We start from the raw sequence: 14,224 nt of genomic DNA, 5'->3' as shown, positions 1-14,224 counted from the left end.
ATAACTGACCCGAGGAAAGCATGGTTGTAAAGCGTTTAAGAAAAGAGGACCGCCGCGCGCAGCTGCTGGAAGTCGCGCGCGGAATCGTTCGTCAGCAAGGCACGGAGGCGCTGACGCTGGGCTACCTGGCGGAGCGGGCCAACGTGACCAAGCCCATTCCCTACGATCACTTTGGCGATCGCGAGGGGCTGCTGATGGCGCTCTACCAGGACTACAGCGATCGGCAGCTGGCGAAATTCCGCGAGACGCTGGCGGTAGACAGTAAAACGCTGGAGAAGACGATCCGCTTTTTCAGCGCCGCCTATATCGACTGCGCCATTACCGCCGGACCTGAAACGGGGCCGATTGCGGCGGCGCTGTCCGGCTCCCGCGCGCTGCAGACGTTTCGTGAGGCGTGCGTGGCCGAATGCGCCGACTGCCTTCGCACCGCGCTTTCCCCGTTTATCGGGCTGAAAGGTGTTCAGGGAGAAGCGGCGCTGACGGCCATCATTGGCGCGGCGGACGCGCTCAGTACCGCCGCCGGCAACGGCGTGCTCGCCCGCAATGTCGCGGAAAATATGCTCAGCGGCGCCATGACCGGCGTGCTGGAGACCTACGCGAATAGCACAAAATGATCGTTGGGGGCGGATTGACAGCTAAGTTACCAATAGTAATATAGGCGGCAGTTCTCCCCCATTTCGAGGTCACTATGTCTGCAACACATGCTATAAACAACGCGCTGATCGTGACGGCTCACCCTGTCGACACGTCGTTATCCCATACGCTGGCCGCCCGCATTGCCGGTAAATTACGCGAGCAAGGTACGCAGGTTGAGATCGCCGATCTTCATGCAGAAGGGTTTAATCCGGCGTTTTCTCGCCCCGATCTCGATTTATATCATGGCGATCCGAGTGCGCTTCCTGCGGATATTCTGCGTGAGCAGCAGCGCGTCGAGCGAGCGGATATGCTGGTGTTTGTCTTCCCCATTTACTGGTGGTCGGTCCCCGCACTGCTGAAAGGCTGGTTCGATCGCGTATTAACCCTGAACTGGGCGTATAAAGTGGCCGACGATGGCCGGATTGTGGGCAACTTACGGGACGTTCCCGTCCGCCTGTTTGCCACCGGCGGCAGCGATCTCGCCGGATTCGATAAACACGGCTATTCGACGGCGATTCAGACGCAGATAATCGAAGGTGTATTTGGCTTCTGCGGGTTGAAGAACGTTAAGCTCGAGATCCTTTACCAGGCAGATACGGCTACGCCTGAGCAGGTTGAAGAGTTCCTGCAAAGTCTCGGCGACATTCAGTAAACCATCCGGTGCCGGCGCGCTTTTCAGCGCGCCGGGCTCACTACAGGAAAATTACAGGGTAAAACCCCCGTCGCCCACCTGCGCCTGAGCGTACCATTTCATCAGCTCCGCAGTACCAGGCGCGTTCTCAGCCGGTGACCATGGGGCGGTATCGTGCTCTGGAACAGGCTGGTAACTCCCGTGTTTTACCTCAAAAATGACGCCGCCTATATCCAGCGACAGCACGGCATGCCAGGTGCCAGCATCCATCTCCAGCACTTTGCACTCCTCACCTAACACCACGCGCCGGATCACGTTACCGCTGTCGTCAAAATTCAATACCAGAAAACGACCGCTCAGCGCCGTCAGCAGTTCAAACGTGTGCGGGTGACGATGCGGACGAACATAGGTGCCGGGCTCCATGGCGATAGCCAGGCGCTGCACCGGGTCGCTCAGGTCAGGGTGTAAATTACGATGCGCACGTAAGCGCGGGGACTGTGCGGCCTGCTCACTTTGCAGCTGCAGGTCACTGAAGGTGATTTGTTTCATATAAGCCTTTGCGAATTTGGCGATAAACGGCAACCCGATTGCCGCAAGACGTTATACCATCCTGAAAAGCCGATGAGCTATGGCGTTTGTGAAACAAAACGCTGCCGTGAGAGGATCTGCAATATTGAAGCCCAAAGCGCTACATTGAGTAAAACTCACATTGATGCCAACTATTTATCGTTTTTCAAACATAACCACATTGAAATACCATCCATATACCCCTGGTATACCGCTGTCAAAAATAGATAGCGATGTTAAAACAATAAATAATAATGTGCGGATATGGAGCACCTATGACACTCGATGTTTTATTCCATTTAATGAAAACCCTGTCACCAGAAAAAAGCACCGCTAATGAACATATCCCTGCGCTAATTACCTTACTCTCCTCAGAACATCATCGTTCAGAAGCGCTTTCGCCATTTATTCATCGACTGCACCTGCTCTCATTTGCCCAGAGCGCTCCCGGTAATGCCGAGGCGTTACTCTCAGCACATATTCCAAAAGACGATGGCCCCCTTCCCCAGCCTGACTTCGCGGACTGGCCCCGGGTGCGTTACGCCGAGTCCGGTGAAGTACAGACACCGGAAACAGAGGATTACTTCCGTAAAATGACCTCGGCCGCCAATGTGTTACGCGCTGCGTTGATCGATGCAGAACGTGCAAAGGGAACGCCTGCGCTTTATATTCTGGATAAATTACTTAATCTGAATAGCGCCCTGCCGGAAAGATATAAGAAGATGGCGAATATCCCCTACGCGTAAACTTATTAAACAGGCAGGATAGCCCGTAAGGAATATTCTGTTTAAATTAAGACAGCCGCTTTTCATTATACTCAAGACAGACAATATCCAGAGAAGGAACGACCGGCGAATTCAGGTTAAGCCACGCCAGCAGACGTTCAATACTCTGTCTTCTGAGCGAGTTTTTCGGCCAGACGAGGTAGTAGCCGTCCCCCGTGGCTATCGCTTCCCTGAAGGGCAGCGCGAGCAGGCCGCTTTTCAGTGCTTCCAGCGTGAGCCGGAGATCGGCCATCGCCACGCCGTGACCGTGCATGGCGGCCAGGCTTCCCTGCTCAAGGGTGTCGAACACAATTCCGCCGCTCATGTCGAGCCCGGGGAAAAGTCCTGTTCTTTTCAGCCAGCGCTTCCAGTCCCGCCTGTCGGGAGAGGGATGGATAAGATCGCACTCAGGAAGCCGGTGCCGGGCAGACTCAAGCAAGGACGGCGGACAAACCGGGATAAGCCATTCGCTGAAGAGCAACCGGCTCTCCGTTGACTCGCCGAAATAGCCATTACCGAGGAGGATAGCGCAGTCGTATGGCTCCCGGCTGAAGTCAACGGTGTCGAAGTCCATCCAGACGCTGGCGATTTCGATTTTCGGTTTCGCATGGTTCTCGCGAAAGGTTTTGAGAACGTTCAGGAGCCATCGCATCGTCAGGGTGCTGGGCGCTTTAAGGCGCAGAAGATGATTTTCACTGCGGAATGCGCGACAGGCCCATTCAATATTCGAGAAGCTTTCGCTAAGCTGGCCGGCCAGAATACGCCCGGCTTCACTGACCTCCACTCTTGGCCCTTGCCGTTTAAACAGCTCGCAATCGAACCACATTTCAAGGGTCCGGACATGCCTGCTGACTGCGCCCGGCGTGATATTCAGTACTTCAGCTGCTTTGCTGAAGGAGTTCAGCCGCGCAGCAACTTCAAACGCGCGCAGGGCGTACAGTGGCGGTAAAGACATACTTTTCCTTTCAGTGAGGTGCGATCAGGGTGTTATTTTTATTATCGGCACTGAGCTGCTTGTCACTCAGTTCTTCAGGGGGAAACGTCAGCAGTAACGCCCTGAGAATGGATTCAAGCTGTGCGCGTTTAACATCCGGTACGTTTTTGAGCAGTGCACCCCTGCTTTTACAGATTGTTGAGCCGGTTGTCATCGCCCCCGAGATCAGCAACAACGATTTATACAGCTCCGTGGGCGAAAGGCAATACGGATCCCCGTCGTGAGCGAGCTGGCGCGGTGAATGCGATACCAGAATTGAGAGTCGTATTTCAGCCAGCCGTAAGGTAAATTCAGAACGGTTTTTGGTCATTACGGAGTGGATATGTCGCAGACGTTACCGGGAGTAGATGTTTTGTTTATCGCCGGGTTCGGGCCTGTTTCGCGCGGTACAGAATCCAGCATCGCCTTTTATATCCAGACACTCGGCCTGCCGCTGAAGCCGATGGAGGGGAATAGTGATTATCTGCTCACTGGAGAGGGCCAATTAGAAGGCGTGAAGCATTTTGCCGTCTGGCCGCTCGCGCAGGCGGCAACCTCCTGTTTTGGAGAAGAACAGTGGCCAGCAGAACACCCGATACCGCAGGGATGGGTTGAGTACGAGGTACAGGATCTGGAATCGGCTACACGAGTTCTGAGTGAGAAAGGCTATCGGTTGCTGGTGGCTAATCGTATGGAACCGTGGGGGCAAACCGTCACTCGCCTGCTCAGTCCAGAAGGCTTGCTTACGGGGTTGACGATTACGCCCTGGTTGCGGGGGTGATATTTTTTGCAGGACCTGGATTCTATGTGGGGATGTCCGCTTTGAGCGAAGAGCGGACATAGTTACTCTGTAATAACTCAAGTTTAAGCAAGAAATTTCATTGCTAAGAAAACGCATAAAGAAATAACCACCATTCCATCGCCCATAAAATATACTATAATATTTTTCTCTCGATAGTGTTTGTAATTGTCAAAACATCATCAGGAATATTTCTTTTTCCCTCTATACGTATTGTGTAAACAAAGAGGATAACTGCTGACTTTACAATCTTCATAAGTTGTAACAGATGTTGCTCAAATTCTTCTTTCTCAATAAATTTCACTTCATCAAAAAAACCATAAGAATTATATAGATCCACTAACATGCCTTTTTCATGAATGACTAATAACTTATGCTCTAAATCATTTCTCCAATCTCTAAAAAAAGCAAGCTCACCATTTTTATCATTCAAATCCATTGCAATACTAAACAAACCGAGCAATCCTTTATTATTTATTTTGTTTATTTTGATCTTTCTTTTCTCATCATGAACCTGCCAGAAATTATGAAAGTATATATGACCTCTATCTGGTTTTAAATCAAACAACTTACATAAAGCAACTGCGATTTTATCTAAGATACCAAAGCATGATCTAAATGCCACCCTTAACTTCTCGACATTTTCATACAAAACCTCACCATTATACAATTCAGAATAACACGCCTCAGAATCCTCATCAAAAAACTCGCTGCCAATCTTATATTCGAATAACATTTTTCTAGCTAAAGAGAACTCGGCTTTAAGCCTGTTTAATACCATCTCCATTGGTACAACAAAATCCCCAAAGACACCTTTTTCGGTGGTCGCAATAGTTATATTATCTTTAGATGATGCGTAACAATTGCAATATAGAGAATGATCAGACAGCATTAGTTTATTATCTATACAAAACCTCTGATAGTGAGATAACGCATCATACTCCTCCCGTGTGAGTCTCTCATCTGTATTTATATCCTCTGCGGTATCTAAACATAACTCACTCAATATACCTTCGTTGTATTTTATTTTCCCTAGATAAGTGGCAATCCATGAAGGAATACACTTCCCTGATTTTATTGCACACTCATAACCTAGAATAACTTCCTTGATCATTTTATAGGTATAGGTAGTAGATAATTCATTAAGTAATTCTAATGCTTCAGATCTATTGATCCACGCTTGGGGAATTGAATTATCCATTAATATGGCTTGCTCATAATAATCCATTGATTCAGATATGCGATATTGCCTCTTTAATGTATTGGCTAAATTAACCATTAACTCGGGACGAATACCACCATCTTCTCGGGAGAATTTAAACGATTTCCAGTAATTATTTTTTACTTCATTCAGTTTAATGAAAGTAGCAATATCTGCATCGCCATGAGAATTGAATTCAAGAACTGCTCCCATCCCATTTGCCACGTTATAGTAATAAGATGATTTTCTCATTATAGACAGCAAGTCATCTTTATTATTTATAAATATCTCCAAACCTTCTTCCGCTATAGTCTTTACGCTACTAAAACTTCCGATATCAATAAGATTCCCAGCCAAATTAGATAATATTATTAGTTTATTTTTATTGATGGTATTTATATTGTTTATATTATTCAATATCTCCTTAACATTTTTATAGGCAGAATCAAATGACCCCGTATTAATAAGATCATTTACATGCCTCATTTTTGAAACTACATAGTTGATATCCATTCAATCCTCTTAAAGCTAAGTCAGCAATACCAATCATTATAAAAGTGCGGTCAAAAGAAAACATGCCATCTCTGACAAAATTTTCCATTTTCACAAAAATCACACGATACCTGACCTGCTCTCATGAAAATTATGCAGATTGGACTAACAACTTCCGCTTCTAACACAAAGCGGACATCATGAATTTCGCAAGTACCAGAATAGTGACTGATTCCAATACCACCCCCCTACCTCCCCAAAGCCTCCACAATCGCCCCCTCCATTTTCTCTGGCGTGGTCATCGGTGCAAAACGCTTGAGGGGTTTACCGTCGCGGCCGATCAGAAACTTAGTAAAGTTCCACTTGATCCGCCCTCCCAGTACGCCAGGCAATTCGTTTTTCAGATAACGAAACAGCGGATGCGCCGCGCTGCCGTTGACCTCTACCTTCCCGAACATCGGGAAACTCACGCCGTAGTTAATGTGACAGGTCGTTGAGATTTCATCGGCGTCGCCGGGTTCCTGTTTACCGAACTGGTTGCAGGGGAAACCCAGCACTACTAATCCCCGATCGGCGTATTTCTTATATAGCGCTTCGAGCCCCGCATATTGGGGCGTAAAGCCGCACTGGCTGGCAGTATTGACGACCAAAACCACCTTCCCCGCATAGTCGGCCAGTGAGACAAGGCGGCCATCAAGGCTGGTGGCGGAAAGCTGATAAAAGCGAGTCATAGTGAAATCCTCAAAGCAGGCCGAAAAGTCACGGTGACCACCAGCGCGGCGGCCACCGTGCAGAAAGTTTTCATTCATACAGGCTAAGTGTGATACATTCCTGCCGCGCTAATGACCACCACTCTCGCTATCAGGTATGCAGGACATAACAAAAAAATTTCGCTGGCTTCTGCTTACCCTCCCACTACTCAGCGGTTGCGGCACGCTCTCGCAAATGTCCTCCCCGGAAGGCACTCAGGAACTCCTCACCCATGAATCGCTGGATGGTGACGTTGACAGCGTGGTGCGCCACTATATGGCGCAAAAATCCGTTCCCGGGATGACGGTCGCGGTGATCCACAATTACGGCTCACCGCAGTTTTACACCTGGGGCGTAACCGATGCGGTCCATCGTTATCCGATCAGGCCAGACACCCTGTTTGCACTCGGCTCACTCAGCAAAGGGATCACAGCGGAAGTGGTGGCCTGTCTGGTGAGTGAGGGGCAGTTGAACTGGAACGACAACCTGACGACCTTACTCCCGCCGGGAACACCGCTTAGCGTGGATGCACAAAAAATTACCCTGCTGGAGCTGGTAACCCACACCTCCGGGCTGCCGCGTCAGAATATGGACGTTCCGATGCTCGGAAAATTTATCAGCTATTTAAGTACGGGTGATAATTTTTATGGTGAGCTGGATAGCGATAACGTGCTGCGTTATCTTGCGAACTGGCGCGCGCCGAGAGATAAAACGCCGCAATATTCCAATACCGGCTACGCCCTGATCGGCTATATCCTGAAGCATAAAACCGGCGAAGATATTCAGAGTTTAGCCTCGCGCTATATTTTCCGTCCGCTGCACATGGCTAACAGCAGCTTTACGCCGCAGAAGCTAAAAGGATACCCGCAGCGTGCGCTGGGCCACGCAGGCGATCAGCCCAAATTCATCCCGCGCGGTCAGCTCACGCCGGACTGGCATTTTTCCAACAACATGGTGGCAGCCGCGAGTTTATACAGTAACGCTGAAGATCTTGCGACCTATGCCCGCTATCACGTCTCTACGACCCACAATCCCTTGTTGGACAGCGTCTTTGACGAAGTCAGAAATACCGATATTCAACGCCCTGACGGGGTACAGGGTATTGCCTGGATCACCGACTTTATTGGCCCGGAAAAAATCACCTATCAGGTCGGCTATATCGGCGGCTACTCCAGCTTTATCGGTTATGACAAAGAAAGAGGCAATGCGGTGGTAGTGCTGCAAAATACCTTTAACTGGAGCAACTATATTGGCATCGCACTCTTGATGGATATGGCGAAAAAAGACGGCCTAACCCCTACATCGCCGACTTCGGCCTTAAATTCTCGTCAAACGCCAGCCGCTTCCGGTCAGGCTCTGCCTCGCGCAGCGGCTCCACCTGGTGCATAGTGAGCTTACAGCGCTCCACCAGCACCTGATACTCCCGCGTGCCCTGCTGCTTCCACGCCAGCTCCTGCTCGCTCAGCTCGCGAATCGCTTTGGCCGGGCTGCCGATAATCAAATGGTTAGCAGGCATCTCCGCTTTCGCCTTCACGAACGCCGCCGCCCCGACGATGCTGTTTTCACCAATCACCGCCCCGTCCATCACCACCGCATTCATACCCACCAGCGCGTTACGGCGGATAATGCAGCCGTGCAGGATGGCGCTGTGGCCGATATGCCCGTCCTCCTCCACCACCGTGTCCTGTTCCGGGAAACCGTGCATCACGCAGTTATCCTGAATATTCGCGCCATCTTTCACCACGATACGGCCAAAATCACCCCGCAGGCTGGCGTTCGGTCCAACATAAACGCCTTTACCCAGGATCACGTCGCCAATCAGCACCGCCGTTGGGTGAACATAGCTCTCGTCCGGCACCACCGGCGTCAGACCGTCAATTTGATAAACTGGCATCTTCACTCCTTATGCGCTTGTAAGGCCACCAAAGCGTTGATAGTAGAGCGTGCCGGGCACGGGCAGTTCGCCCACGGAGGTTTCGCCCTTCTCGCTGACAAACGCCAGCGCCCCCGGCGCGACACGCTGATAGATATTAATGCAGAGCTGACGGGCGCTTTGCCCCGCCCAGTGCGCAGGCAGTAACTCCTCCGGCAACAGCGGGTCTTTCAGCACCACGCGACGATAAAAGTGAATCAGCAGCAGCTGGATCTGGAAGCAGCGTTCCGGCGTCAGTTCCTCCGCCGTAGCCTCTTTCAACAGCGGCAGCAGCGGGCGGAACGAGTCGATGAACGTCTCGTACATCGCGTTTTGTTCGGTCAGTTGCCAGCACTCTTCCACCCGCGAACGCAGCGCCGCGCGCGACAGCGCCAGCGGCGAATGGGCTTCGAAGAAAATCACGTTTTCCGCCACCCCGGCATCATGAAGCAGGGACTGCACATCAGCCAGATGCTGCGACGGCGAGGCCATCAGGCTCGGCGCCAGTGTGCCAAACCCCTGCCAGATCAGCTGTTTTTTGACGTCGGCAAGGGTGGTTTTATCCAGCCCTTCTGAAAGCAGCAATAACCATTTGCCGTCCCAGGCGGGGAGTTCCGCACGGTAAATCTTATTCTCCGCCCGACGCGTCAGGCGAAGCCCTTTGTCGCTCAGACGGTAAAAGCTGCGACGCCCGATGCGGGAAACGTCCAGCCAGCCCTCTTTGTTGAGGCGAAACAGCGCGGTACGCACGAAGCGCTCGCCAAACCCCATGCCTTCCAGCAGAGCGGCAAGGCTGCCGAGCCAAATCTCACCGCCGCGATGGGAAAGCGCGTCACCGTATAACGAAGAGATAAGCGAAGTCCCGCTAACGGGAACGGAGCTAACCGCGTGCTGGATAAAGGCGTCGAGTTTATTCATGTGATTCATTCTGTTGTTATTTTTGTCCTGGATGAATCATAGCATAAGCCCCTCACCCTGGCCCTCTCCCCGGAGGGGAGAGGGGAAAAAGACCACTCCGAGCTGTTCCTTATCCCCTTTGTGGGGAGGGAAAAGACCGCACCGTACAGTCCCTTCTCCCCTCCGGGGAGAAGGTTAGGATGAGGGGGGTGTTGTTTTAACCGTTGGCCGCGACTTTACGCAAATCAAACACCCGGCAGGCTTTTCCCTCTGAACGCGGGATACTGCCGCAGTTCACGATCGTCACGTCGGTCGAGATCCCAACCATCGACTTAATCCGGTGGCGCAGCTGGTGGCACACCTGACAACGCTGTTCGTGCGTCAGCGTCAAACTGCTCTCTTTCAGTTCGACCTTCACGGAAAGTGAATCAAGATGTCCGCGACGGTTCACCTCCAGCTGGTAGTGCGGGGAGAGATGTTCAAATTTCACAATCTCCTCTTCCAGCTGCGACGGGAAAACGTTGACGCCGCGGATGATCAGCATATCGTCACTGCGACCGCTGATCCGGTCCATACGCCGCATGCTGCGCGCGGTGGCCGGCAGCAGACGCGTCAGGTCGCGGGTGCGGTAGCGGATCACCGGCAGCGCCTCTTTGGTCAGCGTGGTGAACAGCAGTTCGCCCTGCTGACCGTCATCCAGCGGCGTGCCGTCGTTCGGGTTGACGATCTCCGGGTAGAAATGATCTTCCCAGATGGTCGGGCCGTCGGCGGTTTCAATACACTCCATCGCCACGCCCGGCCCCATCACCTCGGAGAGGCCATAAATATCCAGCGCCGTAATGCCTAAACGTTTTTCGATTTCGCGCCGCATGGCCTGCGTCCACGGCTCGGCGCCAAAGACGCCCACGCGCAGGGAACAGCTGCTGGCATCGCCGCCCATCTGGCGCTCCAGCTCTTCAATCAGGTTGAGGCAGTAGGATGGCGTGACCATGATCATGTCCGGCTGGAAATCACGGATCAGCTGCGCCTGTTTCTCCGTCTGGCCGCCGGACATCGGGATCACCGTCGCGCCTAAACGCTCGGCGCCGTAGTGCGCGCCCAGCCCGCCGGTAAACAGGCCATAGCCATACGCCACGTGAATTTTGTCCTTCGCGCTGCCGCCCGCCGCACGCAGAGAGCGGGCCACCAGACTGGCCCAGTTGTCGATGTCGCCCTGCGTGTAGCCGACAACGGTCGGTTTACCGGTGGTGCCGGATGACGCGTGAATGCGCACCACCTGCTCCATCGGCACAGCAAAGGTATCGAACGGATAGTTATCCCGCAGGTCCTGCTTGGTGGTGCACGGGAATTTGCGGATATCCGCCAGTTCGTTGAAATCGTCAGGGTGAACGCCCGCGGCATCAAACTTGCGTTTGTACATCGGCACGTTGTTATAGGCGTGGTGCAGCGTCCATTTCAGACGCGCGGTCTGCAGCGCCTGTAATTCGTCCAGGGAGGCCGTTTCAATCGGATCAAGCTTTGTTGTATTTGTCATTGTAGGGTGCTCACATTGTAATTTGATCAAACACGCTCAAGGATCATGGCAATGCCCTGACCCACACCGATGCACATCGTACACAGCGCGTAGCGCCCGCCGCGTCGGTGCAGTTCGTTGCTCGCGGCCAGCGCCAGCCTGGCGCCGCTCATGCCCAGCGGGTGACCCAGCGCAATCGCGCCACCGTTCGGGTTAACGTGCGCGGCATCATCCGGCAGGCCCAGCTGACGCAGCACGCCCAGCGCCTGCGAGGCGAAAGCTTCGTTAAGCTCGATCACGTCCATATCGTTAATGCTCAGCCCGGCGCGCTCCAGCACCTTACGGGTGGCGGGTACCGGGCCGAGCCCCATCAGACGTGGTTCGACGCCCGCCGTTGCCATCGCAACGATCCGCGTGCGTGGAACGAGACCCTGCGCCAGCGCCATCTTCTCGCTGGCGACAATCAGCGCCGCAGCGCCGTCGTTGACGCCGGAGGCATTACCCGCGGTAACCACCCCGTTCTTACGAAACGGCGTTTTTAGCCCGGCGAGCTGCTCGAGCGTGGTGTCCGCACGCGGGTGTTCATCCACGCTGAACCCGGTGACCGCCCCTTTTTTGCCCGGCACCAGTACCGGCACAATCTCCTGCGCCAGAATGCCGTTCTGCTGCGCCTGTGCGGTACGCTGCTGGCTGCGCAGCGCAAAGGCGTCCTGATCGGCGCGGCTGATATTTAACAATTCAGCTACATTCTCTGCCGTTTCCGGCATACTGTCAGTTCCGAATTGCTGATGCATGAGCGGATTCACAAATCGCCAGCCGATGGTGGTATCAAAAATTTCCGCCTGACGCTGAAACGCGGTGGTGGCTTTGCCCATCACAAACGGCGCGCGGGACATGGACTCCACGCCGCCCGCAATCAGCAGGTCACCGTCGCCCGCCTTGATGGCGCGCGCGGCAAAACCAATCGCGTCCAGCCCCGACCCGCACAGGCGGTTAATGGTGGTTCCGGAGACCGTCTGCGGCAGCCCGGCCAGCAGCGACGACATGCGCGCCACGTTGCGGTTATCTTCCCCCGCCTGGTTGGCGCAGCCGAAGATCACATCGTCAATCCGCTCCAGGTCGAGCTGCGGGTAGCGGGCCAGCAGCGCACGCAGCGGCACGGCGCCGAGATCGTCAGTCCGAACGGCGGAAAGCGCGCCGCCGTAGCGCCCCACCGGCGTTCGAACGCCATCACAAATAAATGCGTCACGCATCAGGCCTCTCCTGTCACATTGCCGCCGATGCGGTGAGATTTTCCGCGAAAAAGGGCGACGGTTTTCTGTTGTTGGTTCTGGATTTCAATGTCATACACGCCGGTCAGCTTGCCCTGATGCTTCACCCGCGCGGTGGCGGTGAGCGTGTCCCCGGCAAAGCCCGGACGCAGAAAATCAATCGAGCAGCCGGAGGCCACCGCCGCCAGACCCTGGCTGTTGCAGGCGTAGGCAAAGGCGGTGTCTGCCAGCGAAAACAGTTGTCCGCCGTGGCAGGTTTTATGGCCGTTGAGCATCTGCGGGGTGATGGTCATGGATACCACCGCGTAGCCATCGTCCATGTCGACAATGTCCATCCCCATCGCCTGCGCGCAGGCGTCCCGTTCATACATGGCGCGGGCGTTGTGCCAGGCGTTATGACTCATAGCTACTCTCCAGAAGCGCGCGCTGGCGCAGCAGGGAACAGGGGCGATAGCGCTCTTCGCCGTAATGGCGTTGCAGGTTCTCCAGCAGCGTCAGCAGCCGCTGCCAGCCCAGACGCTCGCCCCAGGCGATCGGGCCGCTCGGGTAGTTGACGCCGAGGCGCATAGCGGTATCGATGTCCTTCTCGCTGGCGACCCCTTTTTGCAGGGCATCCAGCGCTTCGTTGGCGATCATTGCCACCGTGCGCCAGACCAGCAGGCCGGGATAATCGGCAATTTGTACCACCCGAAGCCCCTGCTGTTGCAGGTAGCAGATGGCTTTTTGCGTCGCGGTATGCGGGTTGCTGGCGGCGGCGGCAATGACCGCCACGTCCCGCTCAATGCGGTCCACCACCACCACCGGGCCGTTGAGCCGCAGCGCAAGGGCCTGCGCGGTTTCGCCCTGCGTTTCAATCAGAAACAGATCGTCAATTTCCGTGACACCGTCACGTTTCTTTTCCACCCGCATCGGGCTATAGCTGTCATTCATGGCCTCAACCCAGCGCACCTCAGGCTTGTTGCCCTGCCAGTCATAAACGCCCTTCCCGCTCTTTTTGCCCAGCCTGCCTGCCAGCACCAGCTCCTGCTGAACCAGCGAAGGCAAAAAACGGCGCTCCTGCCAGAAGGCGTTAAATACCGAACAGGTCACCGCAAAGTTGACGTCCTGACCAATCATGTCGGTCAGCTCCAGCGGCCCCATCGGGAAACCGCCGCCTTCTCGCAGGGCGGCATCAATCACTTCCGGCGGGGCGACCTGCTCTTCCAGCGCGCGCCAGGCTTCGGAATAGAACGGACGCGCGACGCGGTTAACAATGAACCCCGGCGTTGAGTGGCAGCGAACGGGCTGTTTACCCCAGTTCAGCGCCAGCTCGCTCAGTGCGTCGGCCACTTCCGGAGAGGTCGCCAGCCCGCTTACCACTTCCACCAGTTTCATTACCGGCGCCGGGTTGAAGAAGTGCAGCCCGGCGACGCGCTCCGGGTGACGAACGTCCGCCGCGATAGCCGTAACGGAGATCGAAGAGGTATTGCTGGTCAGCAGCGTCTCGGGCGGGCAAATGTCTGACAGCTTCGCAAACAGCGCCTTTTTAACCTCCAGGCGTTCTGACGCCGCTTCAATCACCAGATCGGCCTTTGAGAGCGCCTCAATCTCCGTTACCGGCATCAGACGAGCGAGGATCTGCCCGCAGGCTTCGGCTGAGAGTTTGCCGCGCGTCACGCGTGAATCCAGGCGCTGACGAATGCCCTCGATAGCCCGTGCGATAGCTTCTGACGCAATGTCATATAACAACACCTGATGGCCATGACTTGCCGCGACTTCGGCAATCCCCGCGCCCATCGTGCCGCTGCCAATCACGGCGACAGTCCGTATGTTGAGCAT

16 protein-coding genes are annotated in these 14,224 nt (G+C 54.3%); 5 read left to right on the top strand and 11 right to left on the bottom strand.

The window, feature by feature from the left end:
• Positions 1-20 precede the first annotated feature (20 nt).
• Complete coding sequence (locus tag ACWKXT_RS03450; protein ID WP_454531655.1) at positions 21-614, top strand: TetR/AcrR family transcriptional regulator; 594 nt, start codon at positions 21-23, stop codon at positions 612-614.
• A gap of 74 nt (positions 615-688) precedes the next feature.
• On the top strand, positions 689-1,288 hold the full coding sequence (locus ACWKXT_RS03445) for an NAD(P)H-dependent oxidoreductase (protein ID WP_454526907.1): 600 nt from the start codon (positions 689-691) through the stop codon (positions 1,286-1,288).
• A gap of 51 nt (positions 1,289-1,339) precedes the next feature.
• Here ACWKXT_RS03445 and ACWKXT_RS03440 read toward each other — a convergent pair whose 3' ends face one another.
• Positions 1,340-1,816 (bottom strand): WbuC family cupin fold metalloprotein, encoded by a 477-nt coding sequence (locus ACWKXT_RS03440; RefSeq protein WP_454526908.1) that lies wholly within the window; start codon positions 1,814-1,816, stop codon positions 1,340-1,342.
• Between the two features lie 293 nt (positions 1,817-2,109).
• On the opposite strand from ACWKXT_RS03440, the gene ACWKXT_RS03435 reads away from it, so the two are divergent.
• Positions 2,110-2,580, top strand: a complete 471-nt coding sequence (locus tag ACWKXT_RS03435; RefSeq protein WP_454531654.1) for a hypothetical protein — start codon at positions 2,110-2,112, stop codon at positions 2,578-2,580.
• A 46-nt stretch (positions 2,581-2,626) separates the two neighbouring features.
• On the opposite strand, the gene ACWKXT_RS03430 is transcribed toward ACWKXT_RS03435, so the two are convergent.
• Together ACWKXT_RS03430 and ACWKXT_RS03425 are read right to left on the bottom strand one after the other, a co-directional pair.
• Positions 2,627-3,553: a LysR substrate-binding domain-containing protein gene (locus ACWKXT_RS03430; protein WP_454531653.1), complete on the bottom strand. Its 927-nt coding sequence runs from the start codon at positions 3,551-3,553 to the stop codon at positions 2,627-2,629.
• Between the two features lie 10 nt (positions 3,554-3,563).
• On the bottom strand, positions 3,564-3,902 hold the full coding sequence (locus tag ACWKXT_RS03425; protein WP_454531652.1) for a hypothetical protein: 339 nt from the start codon (positions 3,900-3,902) through the stop codon (positions 3,564-3,566).
• A 12-nt stretch (positions 3,903-3,914) separates the two neighbouring features.
• On the opposite strand from ACWKXT_RS03425, the gene ACWKXT_RS03420 reads away from it, so the two are divergent.
• Complete coding sequence (locus ACWKXT_RS03420) at positions 3,915-4,352, top strand: glyoxalase (RefSeq protein ID WP_454526911.1); 438 nt, start codon at positions 3,915-3,917, stop codon at positions 4,350-4,352.
• A 154-nt stretch (positions 4,353-4,506) separates the two neighbouring features.
• On the opposite strand, the gene ACWKXT_RS03415 is transcribed toward ACWKXT_RS03420, so the two are convergent.
• Entirely contained in the window at positions 4,507-6,084 is a 1,578-nt protein-coding gene (locus tag ACWKXT_RS03415) for an LA2681 family HEPN domain-containing protein (protein ID WP_454531651.1), read from the bottom strand.
• A gap of 227 nt (positions 6,085-6,311) precedes the next feature.
• A complete protein-coding gene (locus ACWKXT_RS03410; RefSeq protein ID WP_454526913.1) occupies positions 6,312-6,794 on the bottom strand; it encodes a glutathione peroxidase in 483 nt (160 codons plus the stop codon).
• 136 nt (positions 6,795-6,930) lie between these two features.
• On the opposite strand from ACWKXT_RS03410, the gene ACWKXT_RS03405 reads away from it, so the two are divergent.
• Entirely contained in the window at positions 6,931-8,202 is a 1,272-nt protein-coding gene (locus tag ACWKXT_RS03405; RefSeq protein ID WP_454531650.1) for a serine hydrolase domain-containing protein, read from the top strand.
• On the opposite strand, the gene paaY is transcribed toward ACWKXT_RS03405, so the two are convergent.
• From paaY to paaH, 6 genes are all read right to left on the bottom strand, one after another.
• Positions 8,111-8,707 carry a phenylacetic acid degradation protein PaaY gene (gene paaY, locus ACWKXT_RS03400; RefSeq protein ID WP_454526915.1) on the bottom strand — a complete coding sequence of 199 codons (597 nt, stop codon included), beginning with the start codon at positions 8,705-8,707 and terminating at the stop codon, positions 8,111-8,113. The genes ACWKXT_RS03405 and paaY overlap by 92 nt on opposite strands.
• Before the next feature lie 9 nt (positions 8,708-8,716).
• Positions 8,717-9,652, bottom strand: a complete 936-nt coding sequence (gene paaX / locus ACWKXT_RS03395; RefSeq protein WP_454531649.1) for a phenylacetic acid degradation operon negative regulatory protein PaaX — start codon at positions 9,650-9,652, stop codon at positions 8,717-8,719.
• Positions 9,653-9,839: 187 nt separating this feature from the next.
• Entirely contained in the window at positions 9,840-11,156 is a 1,317-nt protein-coding gene (gene paaK / locus ACWKXT_RS03390; protein WP_454531648.1) for a phenylacetate--CoA ligase PaaK, read from the bottom strand.
• A gap of 26 nt (positions 11,157-11,182) precedes the next feature.
• A complete protein-coding gene (pcaF, locus tag ACWKXT_RS03385; RefSeq protein WP_454531647.1) occupies positions 11,183-12,388 on the bottom strand; it encodes a 3-oxoadipyl-CoA thiolase in 1,206 nt (401 codons plus the stop codon).
• Positions 12,388-12,810 carry a hydroxyphenylacetyl-CoA thioesterase PaaI gene (gene paaI, locus ACWKXT_RS03380; protein ID WP_253541848.1) on the bottom strand — a complete coding sequence of 141 codons (423 nt, stop codon included), beginning with the start codon at positions 12,808-12,810 and terminating at the stop codon, positions 12,388-12,390. The genes pcaF and paaI overlap by 1 nt, the downstream gene beginning before the upstream one ends.
• Positions 12,800-14,224 (bottom strand): 3-hydroxyacyl-CoA dehydrogenase PaaH, encoded by a 1,425-nt coding sequence (gene paaH, locus ACWKXT_RS03375; protein WP_454531646.1) that lies wholly within the window; start codon positions 14,222-14,224, stop codon positions 12,800-12,802. Before paaH ends, paaI begins: the two co-directional genes overlap by 11 nt.

The organism is Enterobacter sp. UPMP701, from assembly GCF_053709515.1.
This window is presented reverse-complemented; position numbering and strand designations above follow the sequence as displayed.